Consider the following 21,620-nt stretch of genomic DNA (forward strand, 5'->3'; position numbering starts at 1 on the left):
GTTCTCCTTAAAGAGCGGCTCAGGGCCGCAGGATCCGGGCGTTGAGCGCCATGTTGGCGGCGAACTGGTCGTTGACGACCTGATGGCTTTCGAGTCGCTGCTGCACGGCCGCGTCGTAGCGGCCCAGCTTGACGAAACCGTCGGAGAACCAGCCGTTGTCGGCCCCGGAACCGTCGACAAAGGCCCGATAGGTGGTGCCGGAGGGCCAGACGACCCGGGTCAGCAGCCGGGCCAGGGCCGTCATGTCGGCCCCGGTCCAGGTCGTGCCGCGGTCACGCGCCTCGACCACGTACGCCATCACCCCGTTGCCGTGGCTGACGTCCTGCCCCGGACGCCGGCCCGAGCCCCACACGTCGCTCCAGAAATAGGCGGTGGGCTCGGCCGGGTTGCGGCGCATCTGCTGCTTGAGACCGCCACGCTGACCGGGCACGTGCTGGTCGGCGTCGGCGACCACGGTCCGGTAGCGACCCCGGCGGCCGGCGTCGGTGGTGCAGCGGGCCAGGTTGAGCGCGATGAGCGCCCAGTGCGCGGTCATGTGCGTACGCTCGCGGTAGATCGTCTCGTCGGGTCCGCGCGAATACCATTTCTCGAACACGTGCTTCTCGGCGAACGAGAGCAGCCGGTCGTAGCGCGCCCGGTAACCAGCCTCGGCGTACGCGGAAGGGTTCTCCCGCAGGGCCACGAGCAGCGCCGTGCCGTACCGCCAGAAGTAGCTCTCGTAGAGCGGCACCTCGTCGCCGCCCTCCTGCGCCGACACCCAGCCCCGATAGCCGCCCCGGCGGGGAACGGCCGTGGCCATCACGTTCTCGGTGTACTGCAGGGCCCGGTCGAGGTAGCGCCGCTCGCCGGTCGCCCGGAACATCGCCACCAGCGCGTCGACCGTGTAGGAGACGTTGTAGTGGTCCCAGCTGTCCGGCGAGCGGGTCATCGGCTGGGCGGTCCCGGCCTGATAGTCCCAGGAGCGCAGGAAGATGCCGGCCCAGTAGCTGACCGGCCTGAGCACCGCGGCCGCCACCGCCGGGCCGTCCGGCGCGGCCGGCAGCGGACTGAGCGCGCCGGTGACGTCGTCCTCGCCGGCCCCGCAGGCGGCGAGCGATCCCAGGGTGGCCAGCAACAGGGCCCGGCGGCCGATGTGGACGGTCATGCGGGCACCTCCTCGAGTGTCTTGGCCGGAGCCGGCACCACAGCGGCCGCGGCCGCCATCGCGGCGAACAGCCAGGCCAGCCGGGAGTCGTAGTAGTCGCCGGAGAACAGGCTGCTCAGCCCGACGAAGACGGCCGCGGCCACGGCCAGGCCGGTGAGCCGGGGACGGTGACCGCCGCGGCGCACGGTCGTGGACCACAGCAGCACGGCCGCGGTCAGCAGGCCGATGCCGATCAGGCCGCCCTCGGCCGCCACACCGAGCACGTAGTTGTGCGGGTACTCGACGAACTGGTTGATGCCGATCAGCCCGTAGAAGCCGTCCAACCCGGCGCCGGCGATCGGGTGGTCGACCGCGAGCTGCCAGGCCGCGGCCCAGATGTCGGTGCGGTCGGACAGGTAACGCTGCTGCACGGTCTGCTCGACGAACCGTTCCTGGAACAGGCTGGTGAAGGCGGGCGGCGCGAACGCCCCGATCGTGGCCACCGCGGCCACCACGAACAGCAGCGCGCCCGCGACCGCGCCCCGGTGCAGCCGCCGGCGGATCTTGAACAGCGCGACCGCCCCCACGGCCGCCCCCGCGAGCAGTCCGGCCCGCGAGCCGGAGAGCACGGCGGCCAGACCGAACAGCGGGGTGGCGAGCAGCGGCCACAGGCGGCCGCGGATCATCGCCAGGGCGACCGCGCTGATGATGCCGAGGATCTCGATGCGCACGAACACGTTGGGGCCGCCGCCGAACGCCGAGTAGCGGCCCTGCTCACCCGGGCCGTTGACGAACAGGGCGGCCAGCGCGAACACGATCGCGGCCAGATAGAAGAGCAGGAACGCCGTACCGACGACCGCTTCCGGGTCGCCCACGGCGTACAGATAGAAGGCGACGACCAGCGCGCCCATCAGCACGAGGTCGACCGTCTGCGGCCCGACCCGCGAGGCCTCCGGCGCCCACAGGCCCGACGCGATCTGGAACAGGAAGAACAGGACGGTGGCGACGAGCCAGCCCTCACGCCTTTCGGTCCGCGCCGCCGAGGAGGGCCGGCGGGCGACGTCGACGATCAGCACGGCCAGCGCGACCAGCAGGCCGATCACCCGCAGGTCGACCCAGGCCAGGTCGGTGTAGCCGGCGCGGTCGAGGGTGAACCGCCCGCCGATCGCCACCAGGATCAGCACCAGGCCGGGGGCCAGGAAGACGCGCGGTGTGCGCAGCCAGGTCATTCGCGGTCACCCGGGCGGTCGGCCGTCAGCCGGTTGGTGATCAGCGCGAACAGCAGGCACGAGCCGTATCCGATCAGCGATCCGTAGGCCGCGCCGAGGATGCCGAACGGCGGGATCAGCAGCAGGTACGCGGCGAAGCTGACCACGAAACCGGTGATCTCGGCCGCCGACACCAGGCGGCCGCGGCCCTTGGCGATCAGCAGGCCGAGGCTCACCCGCGACATCGCGTACAGGCCGGCCGCGGCCACCAGCGGCACGACGACCGCCTTGGCGTCGGAGTATTCGTGGCCGAAGACCGGGACGATGAACAGGTACAGGCCGCCGGCCGCGATCGGCGCGACGATCAGGCAGTAGACGGCCACCGCGAGCAGGATCGGCCGGGTCGGCAGGCCGCCGTCGTTGTGCTCCTTGCGCCACTTGCCCAGCTTGGCGTCGGCGTACGCGCGAACCGGCCAGGCCAGAAGCTCGGTCATCGTGGCCACGGCGGTGTAGATGCCGAGGGCCGACGTCGACGCCAGCGCGGGCAGGGCCAGCCGGTCCGACCGCAGCATGGCCATGTTGGAGATGGCCGCGGGAAACAGCGAAAGGCCTTCCCGCCGTACGGCCCGGTTGTGATCTGTCAAGGCGGTGCTGGGGCCGCGCAGCCACAAGACGACGTAGACGGCCGTCGGCACCAGACCCGCGATCAGGTACGCCACGATCCAGAGAGCCGGCGTCGTGGTATTCGCCCGGTAGAGCACGACGAGCAGCGCCAGCAACAGGAACGCCTCGACGATCCGGCAGACCAGGAAGTCGCCGACTCGCCCGGCCGCGATCGCGATCGAGCGCGTGGCCAGCCCGGCCACCTCGACCAGCGTGTACGCCGCGATCAACCCGATCACGAGCAGGCCCGGGTTGTAGCGATCGGGCGCGACGATCTCGAAGCCCGCCGCCAGCAACAGCCCGCCCGCACAGGGCAGGATCAGCAGTTTCCCGTACGCCCGGACGGCCGCCCCGGGGGAAGCCTCGTGATAGTTGGCCACGAAGCTGCGTTCCGTGCCCAGCAGCAGGAACTGCGTGGACAGATAGACCACCTGCAGCATCAGCGCGACCTCACCCCGATGGGCCGGGGCGAGAGCCCGCACCATCAGGATGTTCGCGACGAAGGCCACCCCGCCGGTGAGCAGCTGCGAGGCGAACAGCTGCACGTACGGCTCGCGCAGCTGGGCGCCGATCCAGCCGGCCGGTCCGGTGCGCCGGGGTGGTGCCGGCCCGACGGGCGGGCGTTCCGCCTGAAGCTCACTCATCCTTGTGCCCCGGGCCGTCCTCGGCCGTCCTGTCCGGCCGCCTCCGCACCACCGCGCCGTTGAGGGACGCCTTCAGCTGGTCCGGCGGGGGGATCACCTGGGTCCGGGAGCCGTCGTCCTCCCGCACCGGCCGCTTGGGCGGCACGATCTTCTGGGTGGTCGCGCCGTCGTCCGGGCGGCGCGGGCTGATCACGGGGTGCGGGATGTCCAGGTTGGCGATCACCGCCTCGCCGACGCGGGCCCGGCCGCTCACCGGGTTGGGCGGGTGCGGCGGGTCGTCCGGCTCGCCGGGCATGCCCAGCAGCGTGGTGATCAGCCCCGGGCTGTCCATCGAGGCCGGGATCGTCGGCCGCGCGGGCGCGGGCGCGGGCCCGGTCGCGTCGGGCAGGCGCCGCGGCAGCGCGTTGAGCACGGCCCCGACCAGCTTGGCGCCGACCCGCTCGAGCAGGTCGGCCGAACGCTGCACGTCGGTCGCGCGGGTGCGGCCGGCCCGCACCACGAGCAGCGCGCCGTCGGTCACCTGGCCCAGCACGGCCGCGTCGGCCACCCCGTGCAGCGGGGGAGCGTCCACGATGACGATGTCGAAGCGCGAGGTCAGATCGCGTACGGTCGCGGCCAGCCGGGGAGAGGCCAGAACCTCGCCCGGATCGGCCCGCTTCTCACCCGGCGGCAGCACGGTGAGCCGCCCGCCCAGCGGGTCACGCAGCACGTCGCTCACCTCGGCCCGGCCGTCGAGCACCTCGGCCAGGCCCGGGCCGCCCTCCATCGCCAGATAGCGGCCGACGCCCGGCGAGCGCAGGTTGGCGTCGACGAGCAGCACCCGCGCCCCGGTCTCGGCCATCGCGATGGCCAGCCCGCAGGACACCGCGGTCGTGCCCTCCTTGGCGTTGGCCGCGGTGATCATCAGCGAGGTGCCACTGCCGCGCACCAGGTCGGCCGGCAGCAGGCTGCGCAGCCGGCGGAACGCCTCGGCCAGCGCCGAATCGGCCTGCCCCGAACGGGGCCGGCGTCCGCCCAGCGCGATCACGCCCACCGTGCCGATGCCGAGCCGGCGCAGATCGTCCTCCTCGGCGACCGTCTTGCCGGTCGCCTCGCGGACCGCGACCGCGACCCCGCCCACCAGAAGTCCGAGGACGGCGGAGAAGCCGATGTCGCGGACCAGATTGCCCGGTTCCTGAACGGTGACCGCCTCCTGGGCCACGGTGATCTGCGGCGGCGGCCCGGCGTCGGCCGCGGTGCTCGGCGGGTCGAGCTTCCTGGCCAGCGCGACCAGCGCCGCCGTGGCGCTGGTGACCAGCGAGCGGCTGCGGTCGGCCGACTCGTTCGTGGCCGTGACCACGAGCAGGTCGGTGCCCGCCTGCACCTCGGCCGACAGGCTCCGGCGCACCTCGTCGGCGGTCAGCGGCGGACCCACCTTGGTCACCACCGTCTGCGCCACCCGAGGCCCGGTCAGCAGGGCGATGTACGAGTTGAGGCGGCTCGCCTTGGCGTCCGGGTCGCCCGAACCGGTGCTGACGAACAACACCATCGACGACCGGTACGCCGGTTCCTGGCTCAGCGACAGCCCGGCCGCTATGCCGGCCGCCAGCACCACCGGCACGACGAGCCAGACCCAGCGGCGCCGGGCGGCCCGTACGTATTCGCGCAGTTCCACGCTCTATGCCTTTCCACCCGCTGAGGCCGCTGCCCGATCGAGCACCGTGGCGAACCGGTCGAAGAGAAGGTCGCGGGAGAACTGCTCGACCGCGAGTTTGTGCGCCGCGATGCGGGCCTGCGCGAGCCACGACTCGTCCCGGCAGTAGCGGGCGAACAACTCGCCGGCCGCCTCGGCGTCGGTCGGATCCAGCACCAGCCCGGCGCCGGTCTCGTCGAGCAGATCGGCCTGCCAGCCGCCGTAATTGATGGCGATCGGGCGGCCCGCGGCCAGCGCGTCGAAGAACTTGTTGGCCGAGTTCTCCCACAGCGCCCGGATCGGCCGCACGAAGCTGGTCGACATGGTGGCGGCGCCCAGAATCACAGGCAGCTCCGACTTCGGCACCTTCTCCCACATCCGTACGGTGTCGTCGAGCAGCCCGAGCTCGGCCGCCAGCCGCCGGGTCGGCTCCCACTCCTTGCCGTGCCCGACGATCAGCACCCGGATCTCGGGATCCCGCAGGCGCATCCGCTGGGCCGCCCGGACCAGATAGTCGACGCCGTTGACCGCGCCCAGCGCTCCGGTGTAGACGATCAGCGGCCGGTCGCCGAGCCACTCGTGCCGGGCCCGGAACTGGCTGACCTCGTCGTCCGTGACCTCGAACATCTCCATGTCGGCGGCGTTCGGGATCACGGTCGTACGGGCGGACGGTCTTCTCTTGCGGACACCGGCGGCCATGCCGGGGGAGAGCGCGACGACCTCCCGCGCGTTGCGGTAGGCGAAGTCAGCCAGGGCGCCGGCCGCCTTGCGGGCCACGGGGTTGCGCAGCGCGCCCATCTCGATCGGCACCTCGGGCCACAGGTCGCGCACCTCGAAGACGAACGGAACGCGGCGCATTTTGGCGGCCAGGACGCCCGGCACGGCGACGGTGAGCGGGGTGCTGGTGGCGAAGACAAGGTCGGCCCGCAATGACGCCGCCTTCGTCGTGGCGACCGCCATGAACTGCAGAAACGCGCGGATCCGGCGGGCGTACGACATCGAGTTGTTGTAGGGGATCGAGAACCAATGCACCCGTACGCCGTCATCCACGGTCTGCCGCCAGCCGAGCTTGCCGCTCGTGCCGGTGATGTCGGTGGTGATGACGTCGACGGTGTGCCCCCGGGCGACGAGGCGCCGGGCCTGCTCGTAGGAGCGGATGCCGCCGGCCATGCCCGGATTGCAGTAGTACTGGTGGATGTAGACGATGTGCATGCTGTGCTTCCCCTACCGCTCGTACGCGACGGCTCGGACGGCGGCCACCACGCGTTCCCGGTCGTGCTCGGTGAGCGCCGACCCGCTCGGCAGGCACAGCCCGCGGCGGAACAAGTCCTCGCAGACCTCGCCGCCGCGCATCACGCAGTCGCGGAAGACCGGCTGCAGGTGCATCGGCTTCCAAGTGGGCCGCGCCTCGATGTCGTGGGCGGCCAGACGCTCGACGACCCGGTCCCGGCTCGCGCCGAATTGCTCGGGGTCGATCAGCAGACAGGTCAGCCACCCGTTGGCTTCGCCGTAGGCGGCGATCGGCATGAAGGTGACGCCGGGCAGGTCGCCGAGCATGGAACGGTAGTGCCGCCCGCTCTCGCGACGAGCGGCGATCATCGAGTCGAGCCGCTGCAACTGGCCCCGGCCGACCGCGGCGAGCAGATTGCTGAGCCGGTAGTTGTAGCCGACCGACCGGTGCTCGTAATGCGGGAACGGCTCCCGGGCCTGGGTCGCCAGATGACGGGCCTTGCGGGCGATCCCGTCGTCGTCGGTGACGAGCATGCCGCCCCCGCCCGTGGTGATGATCTTGTTGCCGTTGAACGACAGAACCCCGGCCAGCCCGAACGACCCGGCCGGACGGCCGCGATACGTCGCGCCGAGCGCCTCGGCCGCGTCCTCGATCAGCGCCACCCCGTAGCGGTCGCAGGCGTCGACCAGAGGCCCGTAGTCGGCGCACTGGCCGTACATGTCGACGGCGATGACCGCGCGCGGCGGCCGGCCCTTGGCGCAGCGCCGCTTCAGTTCCTCGGCGACCAGGGCCGGATCGACGTTCCAGCTCTCGGACGTGCTGTCCAGAAAGATCGGGCGGGCCCCCAGATACATCACCGCGTTGGCGGTCGCGGCGAACGTGAACGACGGCACCAGCACGGTGTCGCCGTGCCGCACACCGGCCGTGACGAGAGCCAGATGCAGCGCCGCCGTGCCACTGCTGAGAGCGACCGCGTGGCGTACGCCGACGATCTCGGCCGCCTGCGCCTCGAACGCGTCCAGGTCGGGACCGACGGGCGCGACCCAGTTGGAGTCGAACGCCTCAAGCAGGAGCTTGCGTTCGAGCTCGCCGACGTCGGGCGGGGACAGCCAGATCCGTGTCTCAGTCATGGACTCTCGTCCTCACAGCCCAGAGGGGCCAGGCCGGGTGCAGGCCCTGTCGGTGGATCATCAAGGGGGAGTCGCCGGGCTGCATCGCCGGCCGCAGCGTGCTCGCGAAACTGCCGTAACCGGCCTCCTCGGCCACGAGCACGTCGCGCTGTCCGAAATCGACGGCCGGATGCCCGTACGGGGCTGCGAAATGACGAACCTCGACGCCCAGCTCGTCCTCGATCTCGCGCTTCGAGTCGACGATCTCGCGCCGGGCCTCGGCGTCGCCCTGATCGGCCAGCCGCTGGTGGGTCACGGTGTGCGAGCCGAACGAGAACCCGGCCGCCGAAATCGCCCGGCAGTCGTCCCAGGTGAGGTTGCCCCGCTGCCCGACCAGTCCGGTGGTCAGGAAGAACATCGCCGGAACGCCGAGCTCCCGCAGCACCGGAACCACGACGTCGAGCCAGCTCGCGTGCCCGTCATCGAACGAGAGGCAGAAAATCGGCCCGTGCAGGGGCTCGCCCTCACCTGCCAAGATTGCGAGGGCTTCGTCCCAGGTCACCAGGCGTCCACGCTTGCGGAAGGCCAGCAGGTGGCGGCGCAGATCGCCCGCATACTCCGGGAGAACGTCGTGATAGAAGGGAAAATAGAGCCCCGCGGTCTGGGGCAGCCGCCGGAAAGCCCCGGCCGGCGCCAGGATGCGACCCTGCACACGGGGTCGCGCCCGGAGCTTGCTGCGCAGCCCGAGTTCGTTGAGGCGTCGTTTGATCAAGGTCGGGGACGGCATCGGCACCCTCCGGCTCACTTCGTCCGTATAGACCCTCGCAAAACGATGCCGAGTGGCGTCAGTAGCAATTGTCATTAGGTACGTGAGAACTTCTCACATGATTTATGACGTGCTTGCCCTGTCGTTCCGCCGCCTTTGCGGAATAGCCTCGGGAGGGCGCATCTCTGCGTCATTTCGGCGGAGGGTGACGCATGCTGCGACTGCACCGGGTGACGCCGGCCCCCGACATCTGGGCCGACCGCGCGACGTACGAGGATCGTCTGATCTTCCACACCGAGCCCTGGCTGAGGTTCGTGGCCGAAGCCCAGCGGGCCGAACCCGTACTGGCCCGCGTCACCGACGGTTCCACCACCGTCGGCCACTTCACCGGCCTGCTCACGAAGCGCTTCGGCCTGCGCATTCTCGGCAGCCCGATGGCCGGCTGGACAACGTCCTACGTGGGCTTCAACCTGCGGCCCGGCGTGTCCCGCCGAGCCGCGCTCGAGGCCCTGATGCCGTTCGCCTTCGGCGAGCTGGGCTGCGCCCACCTGGAGATCCGGGACCGCAACCTGACTCCCGCCGACCTAGGCGGCCTGGGCCTCCGCTGGTCCGACGCCCCCACCGCGGTGATCTCTTTAGAGCCCCCCGAGGAGGCCCTGTTCGCCGCGATGGCAAGCGCATGCCGGCGCAATATTCGTAAGGCCTCGCGCAACGGCATCATTGTCGAGGAAGTTGTCGATGATCCGACTTTCGCCACCGATTTCTACGACCAGTTACGCGACGTTTTCGCCAAACAAAATCTGGTCCCCACCTATACGATCGAGCGGGTCCGTTCCCTGATCCGCCACCTGGCCCCGGCCGGCCACCTCCTGCTGCTGCGAGCCCGCGACTCCACGGGCCGCTGCGTGGCCACGGCCGTCCTCCCCTGGCACCACAACACGATGTACTTCTGGGGCGGCGCCAGCTATCGCTCCTTCCAGCATCTGCGTCCCAACGAGACCCTGATCTGGCATGCGTTGCGCTGGGCCAAGGCTCGGGGGGTCACCGAGTTCGACTTCGTGGGGGGTAATGCCTACAAGTCGAAATACGGCACTACGGAGGTTGCTGTTCCTTGGGCTCGGCGGTCTCGGTCTCCCCTTGTGGCCAATCTTCGTGATGCTGCTGCTCAGGGGTTTGCTCTCAAGCAGCGGACGGTTGCTCGGCTTACCGGTGCTCGGGGGTGAGCTGGTTTTGGTTGTTGGCTTTCTTGCGCTGGGACGGTTCGGGGGAAGGGGTGACCACTGACGGCGGGTGGAGCGTTTTTATGCCGTCAGTGGTCACCCCTTCCCCCGAACCTTGCATGGGGGCACGTTTCGGCCGGGACCTTGGTCGGCCCTCCGCCGGGTGGGTGGCTGGGGCGGCGGTCCCCTGACGGGTGGGTGGTCTGGCTTCCGCGTTGGGGACGAAGCCAGGCGTGATTCTTGGGCTGGCCGGCCTGGGTGGTGGGTCGTGCGGACGTACCTCGCCGGTTGCGGCCGACGCTTCGCGTCTATTGCAACGAAGTGAGCCCGCTACGCGGACAGAACCAACCGCCCCGCCTACCGAGCGTCCCCAGCTGTTCCCGATCCGCAGGCGGCCCTAGCCGAGTAGGGCCAAGCCGCAGGATGGCACGGAATCACGCATGTCGTGCCGGAGCCATCAGTCACTGGCGGCGGACAGCGGCCGGCAAGCGCGTTGCCCGGACCGTCGAGTTGGTCTCGCGGGGCGGCACAGTCGGCCCGGTGCGGATACGATCCCGCCCGAGGCATCAGGTCGATGCCAGTCGATGTTACGAAGGGATGCGAATGGGACTCAAACGTCCATTTGCAGGGATCGCGTTGGGCGGGCTTCTCGCGGCGGTTGGCGTCGCCGTCACCGGGAGTCCGGCCGCCGCCGCGGTCGGCGACGGCTGGTGGCAGCTCCGGAACGCCGAAAGTAACCTGGTGCTGGCGGTTTCCGCGTCTAGCGACGCCGATGGCGCCAAGATTATCCAGTGGCCCTCCCTCGTGCAGTCGAACGGCCAGTCCGTTCCCGAGCAGGACTGGCGAATCCACGACGAGGGTGGCGGCGGATATTCCATCCGCAGCGCAGGAACCGTCGGCTGGAAGGCTCTGGCCATCACCAACTCATCCGACACCCCGGGCGCCAAAGCGATCCAGTGGAAATACACCGGCAACGAAGAGCAGCTGTGGCAGGTGTACTACCCGCCAGGACACGCCCCGGGCACCCTCTTTGACACCTTCAAGCTGGTCAACGTGCACAGCGCCCTGTGCCTGGCGATACCGAACGGCAGCCACACCAAGGGCACGCAAGCCCTCCAATGGCAATGCGACGATTCAGAGAACGACCAGTTCTGGTACATGGACGACAACTGACCCGACTGGTCCTTCGCGGATAGAGGTCGGCCGGACAGCCCGGAGGAACCCTCCTCGGGGCTGTCTGGAGCGGGGCATCTCCCCGGCCAATGCGCCAGGACCCTTGTGCAGCCGTCTGATCTCGGATCGGTCGATGATGCCGGATCCTCACCGGGCCATTCGGTCTGGCTGCCGCGCCCAGGAGGCCGCCGGACTGCTACCGGCAGCGCGACGCGCCGACTGCCGGGGAACGTCACAGCCGGGTGCCGTGGCATCAGGATGTTGTCGGAACCGGCATGCGGCTGGGCCCGCAATGGGCGGTCACGGTGTGGGCTGCCCTGACCGACGTGACCGCGGACAGTGCAGCCGCCCCTGAACCTGCACGCAGCCGTCCCCGATCTGCACGCAGCCAGCCGGGGTACCGCACGTCAGCCGGCCAGGGTGCCGCACGTCAGTGCTCTGGCTATCTCCACGGTTCTGTACGCCGTGTGAACGTTGCTTTGGACACCGCTTGATCGTCGGCGGATTCCATGTCTGCGAGTTGGTGCGACCGCCTTGAGGCAAGGGTCTGTGCGGCGCGCGAGAACCGGAAGGACGACCAGCGGGGGTACCCGAGGTTATCCGAGGCGTTGCAGCGCTGTCTCGATTGCGGCTTCGACGCGGGAGGTCATGCCGGGCACATCGACTTGACGGCGCCCAGCGACCTGACTGCTGATCCACTTCGGGGCGCTGTCGTCGTAGTGCAGCAGGGCATACAGGTCCCACCACGGATCTAGAGTCACGCCGGCGATGGACTCGTAGAGCGACCGCAGCTGCTCCGACCACTCGGGTGAGTAGAGCGCCGCCAGGTATCGCCGGCAGTGCCCGACATCGATTGCGCGTGCTCCCCGATGGATGGAGTTCCAGTCGGTGAGTCCCGTGATCCTCCTGCGTGACCACAGCATGTTGACCGGCAGTAGATCGCAGTGCAGGAAGACGGCAGTGTCCTTTGGCGGTGGCTCGGCCATGACACCAAACGCTGCGTTCCACACCGCCGGCTTCTGTGCGCCGACCGGCACCCGAAAGCCGTCCCGAGGAGCGATCCACGAGTCCGTCCAAGGTCTGAACGTCTTCGCGGGAAGGTCGAGGGAATGCACCAACACGGCAATCTCCGCGATCCTCGTCATCCACGACCGGGGTTCCGCCGGACTGAGGTCAACATGCCCCGGCAGCCGCGTCATCAGCAACGATGGCGCGCCACCGGTCGAAGCACCAGCGACATCGGCAGCCAGGATGCCCGGAACCGGGAGCCCGCTTCCCGCCACCACACGAAGGTTGGCGATCTCCTTCTCCATGCTCGCCTGTAGGTCGAGCCCGCCCGGGTATTGCCGCAGCACGACGAACGTTCGCATTCCACGTCGCTCGACAGTCAGCTGATGCACGGCAGAGGAGACGCCACCGGTCAATCGCCGACAACCAACGACGCGACTGCCCCGGCCCATCGACGCCGCAACCCAGGCGAGTGTCTCCACGGAGGGCCGACGTTGCCTGAAACCGCCATCCCTCCAGTCGCCGTCGGTCATGAAAGCGACCCTATTCGTCACGGGCCTGCGGCCAAATGGATTTCCGACCCGCCAGAGGCAGTGACCCGGCCGCTGGACGGCGTCACCATCTGGAACGGTTCGGGCGCCGGCGCGTTCGTGCTGCTGGCCGCAGTCCTGGCGATCCTGCTGGACGGACTGGCCGTGACGGCCTCTGCGGTACCGGACTCGACGCAGCAGCCGGCTGAGGTGGCTGAGGACAGGCTCTGGGCGACCTGAGCGCTCTGACGTGGGGCCTGTCCGTCAGTTCCGGCGCCACGAGAGGTGGACGCTCGACCGCCGTGCGGCCTTGGGCTGCCCCGGATACGGCCGCGTCATATTGTCCTGCGTCGCCTGGGCCATCCCGTCCTTCGCCGCCACGCCTCTCACCACGCCGTCCAACCTGGCCATGACTCGTCGGTGCTGTAGGCCGGTTGAATTCAGGGAAAGCGTCGGCGGCGCTGGGGATCGGTTGACGGGCTGGTTGGGTCGGGGGAAAGCGTCGGTGGTGACGGGGTGGAGCGACGCCCTGGTTGTGGTTTGGGGCTGCCCAGCCGGGTTCAGGTGATGAGGCTTGTGCCTAGGGCCAGGACGGCCAAGCCCTGCAGGATGGCTCGGGGGACGATGATGCGGTCCCAAGCCTGTTGCCATGCGCGGGCTTCGGGTGGGGTTTCGTGGGCTTCGGCGGCGGCGGTCAGTTTGCGGTTGATGGGGGCGCTGATGCGTAGGTAGAGCAGCAGCCAGACCACCAGCAGCACGAAGGCGGCACCGGCGGTGGCTGAGGCGGCGGGGCGGCCGGCCAGGGCGGCGAGTACGGAGGCGACGGCGGCGGCGAGGAGGCCGACGACACCGGGGAGCGGCATGCGGCGGTCGGCGACGCGGTGCAGGTTGCCCATCACCGCGGTGAGGGTGGCGTCGTCGACTCGGGACAGGGCGGAACGCTGGACGAGGGCGCAGAAGACGTCGGTGCCGTAGACGATTCCGGTGCCCAGGACGGCGAGGAGCGCGGCCAGTTGCGAGAGCAGCGTCATGCCTGGGCACCGGAAGCGCCGAGCGCGGGCAGCGCGCCGATCTGCTGGAACACCTGCATGAGGTTCAGCTGGTCCCAGTGCTCGACGAACATGCCGTCCCGCACGACCCAGATGTCGATGCTGCGCATCTCGACGGGCTTGCCGGTGGCGGGAAAGCCCAGAAGGTCGCCGGTGTGGGTGCCGCGGTAGACGAAACGGCCGACCACGCGGTCGCCGGAGACGATCAGATCTTCCCTCGTGACGGTCACGTCGGGCAGGCCGGCGAAGAACGCGGACCAGAACTGGCGGTTGGCCTCGCGCCCATCGGCGACGAAGTCGTTGTGGTTGAGGTAGTCCTCGGCGACGAAGCGGTCCACCAGGTCCGGGTCATGGCTGTTGATCATCTCGACGAAGAGGTCGGCCAGGGGATGGGTGACTGTGGTCATCGTGCACTCTCCAAGGGGTTAGCACTGCTAGCGCTAGCGACGCTAACCCCTGGAGGCGATAGCGTCAATAGCATTGCTAGATCTGCTAGCGGTGCTAAACTAAGCCATGGGCATCGAGGATCGCCGACAGCGAGAGCGCACGGCCCGCCGTCGGCTCATCACTGAGACGGCGCGCTCGCTGGCCGAGAGCGAGGGCTGGGATGTGGTCACCACGCGCAGGTTGTCGACCGAGATCGAGTACAGCCAGCCGGTGCTCTACAAGCACTTCGGCTCGATGGAGGACATCGTCGAGGCCGTCGCGCTGGAAGGCTTCGGAGAGCTGACCGAGATGCTACGAGCCGCCCGCCACGCCGACGCCGACGCCGACGCCGACGCCGACGCCGACGCCGACGCCGACGCCGACGAGCTTGGCCGGGTCGCCGCGGCTTTCATCAGCTTCGCCGCGCGAAACCCCGCTCTCTACGACGCGATGTTCGTCCGTTCGACGCGCTTGCCCTTCGCCGCGGACAGCACCCCGGCACCGCTCACCGCGGCTTTCAGCGAACTACGCGAAGCGGTCGCCACCATCGCGGCGAACCGCGACGTCGACACCCTCACCGAGGTTCTCTGGGCCGCCCTGCACGGTTTGGTCACGCTCAACCGCAACGGCCGCCTGCGCCCCGACCACGAGGCGAACCGCCTGGCCCTCCTGATAGCCCAGTTCCGCACCGCCCACGCCTGAAGCAACCACCTCCAGGCCCGACACCCGTCCGCGGCGGCACGGGCGGGAATCCGGGACGGCTGGCTTGCGGATCGGGGACGGTTGGGACGCTCGGTAGGCGCGGGCGGTTTGGTTCTGTCCGCGTAGCGGGCTCACTTCGTTGCAATAGACGCGAAGCGTCGGCCGCAGGCGGCGAGGTACGTCCGCACGACCCACCACCCAGGCCGGCCGGCGTAAGAAACAGTCCTGGCTTCGTCCCCAACGCGGAAGCCAGACCACCCACCCGTCAGGGGACCGCCCGCTCAGCCACCCACCCGGCGGAGGGCCGACCAAAGTCCTGGCCGAAACGTGCCCCCGAACCGTCCCAGCGCAAGAAAGCCACAGGCGGCAAAAGAGAGAAAACCTAGGCAGCCGGAGTAGAAGCAGGCACATCCCGTCGACGAGGCGCCTTGGCGGTCGAGTCACGAACCACGAGCTCAGGCCGGAAGAGATACTCCGAATGCGGCGCCCCATGCCCATTGATCTCGTCCATGAGGGAACGAACAGCAGCCACAGCCATAGCCGTGACAGGCTGGCGCAACGTGGTCAACGGCGGATCGGTGAAGGCGATCAGCGGCGAGTCGTCAAACCCGATCACGGACACGTCCCCCGGCACGGACAATCCACGGCGGCGGGCGGCCCGGATGGCGCCCAGGGCCATCAGGTCGGAGCCGCAGACCAGCCCCGTCGCGCCCATGGCGAGCAACCGGTCGGCCGCCACCTCGCCGCCCTCCACGCCGAACAGGGTCAGCGAGACGTAGTCGTCCAGGGCTGAGTCGGCGACGCCCAGCTCGCGTTTCATGGCCTGCCGGTAGCCAGCCAGTTTGCGCTGCACGGCGATGAAGCGGTTGGGGCCCGAGATCATGCCGATGCGTTTGTGGCCCAGCGCGACCAGGTGGGTCACGGCCAGGTCGCCGGCCAGGCGTTCGTCGCACGAGACGAACGGGGCCTCGATGCCCTCGGTGTAGCCGTTCATCAGGACTATCGGCAGCGGGCGGTCGAGCAGGCGCTGGTAGCGGGCGTGGTCGGCGGTGGTGTCGGCGGAGAGGCCGGAGACGAAGACGATTCCGGAGACCTGGCGGTCGAGCAGCATCTCGACGTATTCGTCCTCGGTCACGCCGCCGGGGGACTGGGTGCACAGGACCGGCGTGTAGCCCTGCTGGGCCAGCGTCGACTCGATCACCTGGGCGAAGGCCGGGAAGATCGGGTTGTCGAGTTCGGGGACGACCAGTCCGACCAGGCCGGCGCTGCGCTTGCGCAGTCTTTCCGGGCGCTCGTAGCCGAGGACGTCGAGGGCGGTGAGCACCGCCTGGCGGGTCTCCTGGGAGACGCCGGGACGGTCGTTGATGACACGCGAGACCGTCGCCTCACTGACCTGGGCCTGACGGGCGATGTCGGCCATCCGTGCACGCATGGCGACAACTCTAGTGCCGACGTGTTGCCGGTGAGTTCCTGCAAGCTCTTCCATTGTCTGCAAGAAGTTGCTAACGTCCCGGCAACAAGAAAGATACAGGCCGATGTCCCTGGCCGCGCTTTGAGCTGAGCTTATTCCTAGCTGCCTATCCGCAGCCCCCGCAACGTTCCCCGACGTGTGCTTGCAATTGCTGAAAGACAATCCATGAGGAGACCTACATGCGCATCCGTTCCGCGGGTGTAGCCGCCGCCCTGACCTGTGCCCTCGCCCTGGCCGGCTGCGGCAGCGACGACCAGAGCAGCCCGGCCGGCAAGGAGTCCGCCGCGAACAAGAGCGGCGAGCTCGTCATCTGGGCCGACGACAAGAGGTCGGCTGCCCTGAAGCCTTTTGCTGAGAAGTTCGGCGCTGAGAACGGGGTCACCGTCAAGGTTCAGGCGATCTCGAAGGACCAGCAGACCACCTTTGTCACCGCGTCCCAGCAGGGCAGCGGCCCGGACGTGATGGTCGGCGCGCACGACTGGATCGGCAACCTGGTGCAGAACGGCGCGATCGACCCGGTGCAGTTGGCCGCCGAGCAGACCAGTGGCCTCAACCCCAACGCGCTCAAGGCCGTCACCTTCAACGGGCAGACGTACGGGGTCCCGTACGCGATGGAGAATCTGGCCCTGATCCGCAACACCGACCTGGCCCCGGACGCCCCCAGAACCATCGAGGCGCTGGTCAAGAAGGCGGGCGAGCTCAAAACCGCGAAGAAGGTCTCGGAGACGCTCTGCCTCCAGGTTGGACAGAACGGCGACGCCTACCACCTGTACCCGCTGTATTCGAGCGCCGGCGGCTACCTGTTCGGCACCGGCGCCAACGGCGACTACGACCCGAAGGACCTGGGCGTGGGCAAGCGGGAGTCGGTCGAGGCGTTCAAGAAGATCGCCACGCTCGGTGAGAAGGGGTCGGGGGCGCTCAAGCGTTCGATCACCCCGGAGAACTCGATCGCCACGTTCACGAGCAAGAAGTGCGCGTTTCTGGTGAGTGGCCCGTGGGCGGTCACCGACGTCAAGAAGGCCAAGCTCCCGTACGACATCAGCGCCGTCCCGGGCTTCGACGGCGGGCAGCCGGCCCGGCCGTTCCTGGGGGTGCAGACGTTCTACGTCGCGTCGAAGGGCAAGAACAAGGCGCTCGCGCAGGAGTTCGTCACCAACTACGTCACCACGCCCGAATTGGCCGTCGCGCTCTATGAGGCCGAGCCTCGCCCGCCGGCCCTGACCGCCGCGTTCGACCAGGTCAAGGGCAAGGACGCCGACCTGGCGAAGTTCATCGAGGCGGGCCGCAACGGTCAGCCGCTGCCGGCCATTCCCGAGATGGCGGCGATCTGGGACCCGTTCGGCAAGGCCGAGGCCTCGGTGGTCGGCGGGGCCGACCCGGCCCGGACGATCACGGCCGCGGGCAAGACCATCTCGGCCGCGATCAAGTAGATGACGGCGACGAAGCTCGGCGGGCCTGTCGTTCAGGCCCGCCCGGCCCAGGAGGAACCGCCCGGCGGGAGGGGCCCGCTGGTCAAGATCCCGCTGCTGGGACTGACCACCGCGATCGCGATCTGGGCCGCCTTCCCGCTGATCGACAACGAGGCGTGGACCGGGCTGGCGATCCTGATCGCGACGACGGCCGGTCTGCTCTACCTCTATCTGACCCCGCGGCACATCCCGCTCAAATATCTGGCGCCGGGCACGGTCCTGCTGATCCTGTTCCAGGTGTTCCCGGTGCTTTACACGGCGAGCACGGCCTTCACCAATTTCGGCGACGGCCACCGCGGCAGCAAGCAGGAGGCCGTCGTGGCCATCCAGACCGCGTCGGTCACCCAGGTGCCGGGTTCCCGGCAGTACGCCCTCACGGTCGCGACGACCGGCGATCCGGCCACCGGCCCGCTGGTCTTCCTGATCACCGATCCGGTCACCCGGCAGGTCTCGGCGGGCGACGCGGACGGGCTCGACGCAATAGCGGACGCGACCGTCAACGGTTCGGGCCGGGTCACGGCGGCCGGCGGCTACACGGTGCTCAACGCCGGGCAGGCCAGCCTGCGCTCGACCGAGATCACTGCCTTGGCCGTGCCTACGGCGGGCGGCGCCATCCGGTCGTCGGGGCTGTCCCGGGCGTACGAGGGAAGGGCCGGTCGCGCCTATGACGAAGGCTGCGACTGCATCCGGGACACCACGACCGGGCAGACCTGGACCGCGGACGAGAGTGCGGGCGCGTTCGTGGACGGCAACGGCGAACGGCTCGCGCAGGGCTGGAAGGTCGGCGTCGGGCTGAGCAACTTCACCCGCGTGCTCACCGACTCGTCCATTTCCGGACCCTTCCTCCGTACGCTGACCTGGAACTTCGCCTTTGCCATCGGCTCGACCGGCGGCACCTTCGTGCTCGGGTTGCTGCTGGCGATCGCCTTGCATTCGCCCCGGGTCCGCGGCCGTACGGCGTATCGCATGCTCCTCGTGCTCCCGTACGCGATGCCCTCGTTCGCCATGCTGCTGGTCTGGCGCGACATGTTCAACACCGACTTCGGGCTGATCAACAACCTGCTCGGGCTCGACGTCGACTGGTTCGGGGGCAGCGCCTCGGCCCGGCTGGCGGTGATCCTCGTGCAGCTGTGGCTCGGCTACCCGTACATGTTCCTGGTCGCCACCGGGGCCCTGCAGGCGATCCCGCGCGAGCTGTCCGAGGCGTCCCGCATCGACGGCGCGAGCGCGTGGGGCGGCTTCCGGCGGATCACCCTGCCGCTTCTGATGGTCGCGCTGACCCCGCTGCTGATCTCGTCGTTCGCGTTCAACTTCAACAACTTCAACGCGGTCTACCTGACCACCGAGGGCGCGCCGTTCCCGGCCGACAACCCGGCCAACGGCGCCACCGACCTGCTGATCACCTACACCTACCGGATCGCGTTCGGCGGGGGTGGCGCCCAGTACGGCTACGCGGCCGCCATCTCGATCTTCATCTTCCTGATCGTCGCCGTCGTGTCCGCGATCAGCTTCCGGCGCACCCGCCGTCTCGAGGAGGTCTATTCATGAGCTGGGTCAGGCAGGTGGGCTGGCGGCACCTGGTCGGCGTGCTGATGCTCGTCTTCGCGATGGCGCCGATCGTCTTCGTGCTGTCGGCGGCGATCAACCCGCTCGGCACGCTGTCGTCGAGCGAGCTGGTGCCGACCGGCGCGTCCCTCGGCAACTTCAGCCGGCTGTTCTCCGAGACCGGGTTCGGCCACTGGTTTCTCAACTCGATCGTCATCGCCGCGGTCTCGTCGGCCGCCTCGGTGTTCATTTCGGCGCTGGCCGCGTACGCGTTCAGCCGCCGCCGGTTCCGCGGCCGCCGGGTGGGCCTGCTGTCGGTCCTGCTGATCCAGATGTTCCCGCAGTTCCTGGCGATCGTCGCGATCTTCCTGATCTTCTCGACGGTCACCGATTACTGGCCGGCGATCGGGTTCAACACGTGGTGGGGTCTGATCCTGCTCTATCTGGGCGGCGCGCTGGGCGTGAACACGTGGCTGATGAAGGGCTTCTTCGACACCGTCCCGCGCGAGCTGGACGAGTCGGCCACGATGGACGGGGCCAGCCATCCGCAGGTGTTCTTCCGCATCCTGTTGCCGCTGGTCGCCCCGATCCTGGCCGTCACCGCGCTGCTCGCGTTCATCGGCACGATCAACGAGTTCCTCATCGCTAACGTGTTCCTGACCGACGCCGGGGCCAAGACCCTGCCGGTCGGGCTGTTCGGCCTGGTGGCGGGGGAGCGTAACGCCAACTTCGGCATCTTCTGTGCGGGCACGCTGCTCACCGCGATCCCCACGGTCCTGGTGTTCCAGCTGCTCCAGCGGTACATCACCGACGGGCTCACGGCCGGGGCGGTCAAGGGATGAGCACCCGGCCGCACCACGACGGCAGCGAGCTGTATGTCACCGATCCCGCGCCGGCGCTCGGCGACACGGTCACCGTGTTCGTCCGGGTGCCGCGCGGGACCGGGGTGTCGCGAGTGCACATGCGCTGGGTCCGCGACGGCGAGCCGGTGTTCACCTCGGCTGTCGTCGACCGCCGCACCGCCAACGGGGACACCTGGTGGCGGGCCGCGCTCGAGGCGCACAACCCGGTCACCCGCTACCGCTTTCTGCTGGGCACGACGAGCGGCGTCCGATGGCTGACCGCGTACGGGCTGACCGCTCACGACGTGCCCGACAGCACCGACTTCCGCCTGGTCGCTCAGCCGCCCGCCCCGTCGTGGGTGCGCGACGCCGTCATCTATCAGATCTTTCCCGACCGGTACGCCCGTTCGCCCGCGGCCGATCTGCGCGAGACCCCGGACTGGGCGCTGCGGGCATCGTCCTGGGACGAGCCGGTCGTGCCCGGCCCCGACGCCGTCCGCGTGCTGTACGGCGGTGACCTGGACGGTGTCGCGCGGCGCCTCGATCACGTGACCGCGCTCGGCGCCGACACTGTTTATCTGACCCCGTTCTTTCCGGCCCGCTCCAACCACCGCTACGACGCCGCCGGTTTCGACCGGGTCGACCCGCTGCTCGGCGGCGACCGCGCCCTGGAACGACTGTCGTCGGCGGCCCGCGACCGCAGTGTCCGGCTGATCGGCGACCTCACCACCAACCACACCGGCGACGCGCACCCGTGGTTCGCGTCGCGGCCGGAGTTCTATCACCCCGGCGTCTCGTGGCTCGGTGTGCCCAGCCTGCCCAAGCTGAACTGGGCCGGCTCCGAGCTGCGCCGTGAGTTCCGCGGCATCGTGCGGCAGTGGCTTTCCGAGCCGTACGGGCTCTCGGGCTGGCGCATCGACGTCGCCAACATGACCGCGCGTCTCGGCGCCGACGACTGGAACCACGAGGTCGCCGCGCTGCTGCGGGAGGCGGTGCTCGAGGCCCGGCCCGACGGTCTGCTGATCGCCGAGCACGGGCACGACGCTACCGGTGACCTCGACCGCGACGGCTGGCACGGCACGATGAACTACGCCGGGTTCACCCGTCCGGTGTGGAGCTGGTTGCGCGCGGCGGCCGTGCCCTTCGACGGTTTTCTGGGCAACCCCGAGGAGCTGCCCGTACGGGATGCCGGTTCGCTGGTGGCCACCATGTCGGCGTTCGCGGCCGAGATGTCGTGGCGGTCGTGGGAGGCGTCGTGGCAGCTGCTCGGCTCGCACGACACGGCCCGCATCCGTACGGTCGTGGGCGACGCCGACCGGCAGCACGTCGCCGCGGGCCTGTTGTTCACGTTGCCCGGCACGCCGATGGTGTTCGCCGGCGACGAGATCGGGCTGACCGGCGGGGGCAACGAGTCAGCCCGGGCGCCGATGCCGTGGGACCGCCCGGACGAGTGGGACACGCAGACCCTGCGCCGCTATCGCGAGCTGATCGCGTTGCGGAGATCGTCGCCCGCCTTGACCCGCGGCGGTCTGCGCTGGACGCACGCCGACGGCGACGTCCTGATCTTCCTGCGGGAGAGCGTCGCCCAGAGTCTGCTCGTGCTGGCCCGCCGGGCCGGGTCGGGGTCGTGCCGGGTGACCGGTCTGCCTCCCGACACAAACCTGGAAAACCTTTACGGCGGTGCGCCGTCGCTGCACATTGAATCCGATGGTTCCACCGTCATCGATGTCTCGGGCCCGGCCGTGCAGGTCTGGGCTGTGGAATAGAAG

General features: G+C 69.4%; 19 protein-coding genes. 8 read left to right on the top strand and 11 right to left on the bottom strand.

The window, feature by feature from the left end; all coding sequences use genetic code 11:
• Positions 1-19: 19 nt before the first annotated feature.
• The 7 genes from ACZ3I4_RS14485 to ACZ3I4_RS14515 are packed head-to-tail and all read right to left on the bottom strand — an operon-like array spanning position 20 to position 8,422.
• Complete coding sequence (locus ACZ3I4_RS14485; protein ID WP_465382362.1) at positions 20-1,144, bottom strand: hypothetical protein; 1,125 nt, start codon at positions 1,142-1,144, stop codon at positions 20-22.
• On the bottom strand, positions 1,141-2,352 hold the full coding sequence (locus ACZ3I4_RS14490) for an O-antigen ligase family protein (RefSeq protein WP_465382363.1): 1,212 nt from the start codon (positions 2,350-2,352) through the stop codon (positions 1,141-1,143). The genes ACZ3I4_RS14485 and ACZ3I4_RS14490 overlap by 4 nt, the downstream gene beginning before the upstream one ends.
• On the bottom strand, positions 2,349-3,638 hold the full coding sequence (locus ACZ3I4_RS14495) for a lipopolysaccharide biosynthesis protein (protein WP_465382364.1): 1,290 nt from the start codon (positions 3,636-3,638) through the stop codon (positions 2,349-2,351). Before ACZ3I4_RS14495 ends, ACZ3I4_RS14490 begins: the two co-directional genes overlap by 4 nt.
• Positions 3,631-5,292: a tyrosine-protein kinase domain-containing protein gene (locus ACZ3I4_RS14500; protein WP_465382365.1), complete on the bottom strand. Its 1,662-nt coding sequence runs from the start codon at positions 5,290-5,292 to the stop codon at positions 3,631-3,633. The genes ACZ3I4_RS14495 and ACZ3I4_RS14500 overlap by 8 nt, the downstream gene beginning before the upstream one ends.
• A gap of 3 nt (positions 5,293-5,295) precedes the next feature.
• Positions 5,296-6,522: a glycosyltransferase family 4 protein gene (locus ACZ3I4_RS14505; RefSeq protein WP_465382366.1), complete on the bottom strand. Its 1,227-nt coding sequence runs from the start codon at positions 6,520-6,522 to the stop codon at positions 5,296-5,298.
• A 12-nt stretch (positions 6,523-6,534) separates the two neighbouring features.
• On the bottom strand, positions 6,535-7,671 hold the full coding sequence (locus ACZ3I4_RS14510) for an aminotransferase class I/II-fold pyridoxal phosphate-dependent enzyme (protein WP_465382367.1): 1,137 nt from the start codon (positions 7,669-7,671) through the stop codon (positions 6,535-6,537).
• The gene (locus ACZ3I4_RS14515; protein WP_465382368.1) at positions 7,664-8,422 is read right to left on the bottom strand and encodes a polysaccharide deacetylase family protein; all 759 of its coding nucleotides are present in this window, start codon (positions 8,420-8,422) and stop codon (positions 7,664-7,666) included. The genes ACZ3I4_RS14510 and ACZ3I4_RS14515 overlap by 8 nt, the downstream gene beginning before the upstream one ends.
• A 224-nt stretch (positions 8,423-8,646) precedes the next feature.
• On the opposite strand from ACZ3I4_RS14515, the gene ACZ3I4_RS14520 reads away from it, so the two are divergent.
• Both ACZ3I4_RS14520 and ACZ3I4_RS14525 read left to right on the top strand, forming a co-directional pair.
• Positions 8,647-9,639 carry a GNAT family N-acetyltransferase gene (locus ACZ3I4_RS14520; RefSeq protein ID WP_465382369.1) on the top strand — a complete coding sequence of 331 codons (993 nt, stop codon included), beginning with the start codon at positions 8,647-8,649 and terminating at the stop codon, positions 9,637-9,639.
• 600 nt (positions 9,640-10,239) lie between these two features.
• Positions 10,240-10,809 carry an RICIN domain-containing protein gene (locus ACZ3I4_RS14525; protein WP_465382370.1) on the top strand — a complete coding sequence of 190 codons (570 nt, stop codon included), beginning with the start codon at positions 10,240-10,242 and terminating at the stop codon, positions 10,807-10,809.
• 596 nt (positions 10,810-11,405) lie between these two features.
• Here the strand turns inward: ACZ3I4_RS14525 and ACZ3I4_RS14530 are convergent.
• Positions 11,406-12,350 carry a phosphotransferase family protein gene (locus ACZ3I4_RS14530; protein WP_465382371.1) on the bottom strand — a complete coding sequence of 315 codons (945 nt, stop codon included), beginning with the start codon at positions 12,348-12,350 and terminating at the stop codon, positions 11,406-11,408.
• 60 nt (positions 12,351-12,410) lie between these two features.
• Here ACZ3I4_RS14530 and ACZ3I4_RS14535 point away from each other — a divergent pair, with 60 nt between their 5' ends.
• The gene (locus ACZ3I4_RS14535) at positions 12,411-12,587 is read left to right on the top strand and encodes a hypothetical protein (protein ID WP_465382372.1); all 177 of its coding nucleotides are present in this window, start codon (positions 12,411-12,413) and stop codon (positions 12,585-12,587) included.
• A gap of 320 nt (positions 12,588-12,907) precedes the next feature.
• Here the strand turns inward: ACZ3I4_RS14535 and ACZ3I4_RS14540 are convergent, their stop codons facing one another.
• Both ACZ3I4_RS14540 and ACZ3I4_RS14545 read right to left on the bottom strand, forming a co-directional pair.
• Positions 12,908-13,378, bottom strand: a complete 471-nt coding sequence (locus ACZ3I4_RS14540; RefSeq protein WP_465382373.1) for a DUF1772 domain-containing protein — start codon at positions 13,376-13,378, stop codon at positions 12,908-12,910.
• Positions 13,375-13,803, bottom strand: a complete 429-nt coding sequence (locus ACZ3I4_RS14545; RefSeq protein ID WP_465382374.1) for an ester cyclase — start codon at positions 13,801-13,803, stop codon at positions 13,375-13,377. The genes ACZ3I4_RS14540 and ACZ3I4_RS14545 overlap by 4 nt, the downstream gene beginning before the upstream one ends.
• 106 nt (positions 13,804-13,909) lie before the next feature.
• On the opposite strand from ACZ3I4_RS14545, the gene ACZ3I4_RS14550 reads away from it, so the two are divergent.
• Positions 13,910-14,524, top strand: coding sequence for a TetR/AcrR family transcriptional regulator (locus ACZ3I4_RS14550; RefSeq protein WP_465382375.1), 615 nt, complete (start codon positions 13,910-13,912; stop codon positions 14,522-14,524).
• Positions 14,525-14,906: 382 nt separating this feature from the next.
• Here ACZ3I4_RS14550 and ACZ3I4_RS14555 read toward each other — a convergent pair whose 3' ends face one another.
• Positions 14,907-15,956: a LacI family DNA-binding transcriptional regulator gene (locus ACZ3I4_RS14555; protein WP_465382376.1), complete on the bottom strand. Its 1,050-nt coding sequence runs from the start codon at positions 15,954-15,956 to the stop codon at positions 14,907-14,909.
• 218 nt (positions 15,957-16,174) lie between these two features.
• Between ACZ3I4_RS14555 and ACZ3I4_RS14560 the strand changes: the two genes are divergently transcribed.
• The 4 genes from ACZ3I4_RS14560 to ACZ3I4_RS14575 are packed head-to-tail and all read left to right on the top strand — an operon-like array spanning position 16,175 to position 21,617.
• Entirely contained in the window at positions 16,175-17,425 is a 1,251-nt protein-coding gene (locus ACZ3I4_RS14560; RefSeq protein WP_465382377.1) for a sugar ABC transporter substrate-binding protein, read from the top strand.
• A complete protein-coding gene (locus tag ACZ3I4_RS14565; RefSeq protein ID WP_465382378.1) occupies positions 17,426-19,012 on the top strand; it encodes an ABC transporter permease subunit in 1,587 nt (528 codons plus the stop codon). It abuts the gene before it with no gap.
• Positions 19,009-19,851: a sugar ABC transporter permease gene (locus ACZ3I4_RS14570; protein ID WP_465382379.1), complete on the top strand. Its 843-nt coding sequence runs from the start codon at positions 19,009-19,011 to the stop codon at positions 19,849-19,851. The genes ACZ3I4_RS14565 and ACZ3I4_RS14570 overlap by 4 nt, the downstream gene beginning before the upstream one ends.
• Positions 19,848-21,617 carry a glycoside hydrolase family 13 protein gene (locus ACZ3I4_RS14575; RefSeq protein ID WP_465382380.1) on the top strand — a complete coding sequence of 590 codons (1,770 nt, stop codon included), beginning with the start codon at positions 19,848-19,850 and terminating at the stop codon, positions 21,615-21,617. Before ACZ3I4_RS14570 ends, ACZ3I4_RS14575 begins: the two co-directional genes overlap by 4 nt.
• Positions 21,618-21,620 lie beyond the last annotated feature (3 nt).

This window comes from Actinoplanes sp. NPDC021490 (assembly GCF_055562135.1).

What these genes read in the sequence shown, in the direction of transcription:
- ACZ3I4_RS14485 (WP_465382362.1), bottom strand. Translation starts at nt 1,144, where the DNA reads ATGACCGTCCACATCGGCCGCCGGGCCCTGTTGCTGGCCACCCTGGGA.
- ACZ3I4_RS14555 (WP_465382376.1), bottom strand. Translation starts at nt 15,956, where the DNA reads ATGCGTGCACGGATGGCCGACATCGCCCGTCAGGCCCAGGTCAGTGAG.
- ACZ3I4_RS14495 (WP_465382364.1), bottom strand. Translation starts at nt 3,638, where the DNA reads ATGAGTGAGCTTCAGGCGGAACGCCCGCCCGTCGGGCCGGCACCACCC.
- ACZ3I4_RS14525 (WP_465382370.1), top strand. Translation starts at nt 10,240, where the DNA reads ATGGGACTCAAACGTCCATTTGCAGGGATCGCGTTGGGCGGGCTTCTC.
- ACZ3I4_RS14560 (WP_465382377.1), top strand. Translation starts at nt 16,175, where the DNA reads ATGCGCATCCGTTCCGCGGGTGTAGCCGCCGCCCTGACCTGTGCCCTC.
- ACZ3I4_RS14575 (WP_465382380.1), top strand. Translation starts at nt 19,848, where the DNA reads ATGAGCACCCGGCCGCACCACGACGGCAGCGAGCTGTATGTCACCGAT.
- ACZ3I4_RS14490 (WP_465382363.1), bottom strand. Translation starts at nt 2,352, where the DNA reads ATGACCTGGCTGCGCACACCGCGCGTCTTCCTGGCCCCCGGCCTGGTG.
- ACZ3I4_RS14540 (WP_465382373.1), bottom strand. Translation starts at nt 13,378, where the DNA reads ATGACGCTGCTCTCGCAACTGGCCGCGCTCCTCGCCGTCCTGGGCACC.
- ACZ3I4_RS14570 (WP_465382379.1), top strand. Translation starts at nt 19,009, where the DNA reads ATGAGCTGGGTCAGGCAGGTGGGCTGGCGGCACCTGGTCGGCGTGCTG.
- ACZ3I4_RS14550 (WP_465382375.1), top strand. Translation starts at nt 13,910, where the DNA reads ATGGGCATCGAGGATCGCCGACAGCGAGAGCGCACGGCCCGCCGTCGG.
- ACZ3I4_RS14510 (WP_465382367.1), bottom strand. Translation starts at nt 7,671, where the DNA reads ATGACTGAGACACGGATCTGGCTGTCCCCGCCCGACGTCGGCGAGCTC.
- ACZ3I4_RS14505 (WP_465382366.1), bottom strand. Translation starts at nt 6,522, where the DNA reads ATGCACATCGTCTACATCCACCAGTACTACTGCAATCCGGGCATGGCC.
- ACZ3I4_RS14545 (WP_465382374.1), bottom strand. Translation starts at nt 13,803, where the DNA reads ATGACCACAGTCACCCATCCCCTGGCCGACCTCTTCGTCGAGATGATC.
- ACZ3I4_RS14565 (WP_465382378.1), top strand. Translation starts at nt 17,426, where the DNA reads ATGACGGCGACGAAGCTCGGCGGGCCTGTCGTTCAGGCCCGCCCGGCC.
- ACZ3I4_RS14530 (WP_465382371.1), bottom strand. Translation starts at nt 12,350, where the DNA reads ATGACCGACGGCGACTGGAGGGATGGCGGTTTCAGGCAACGTCGGCCC.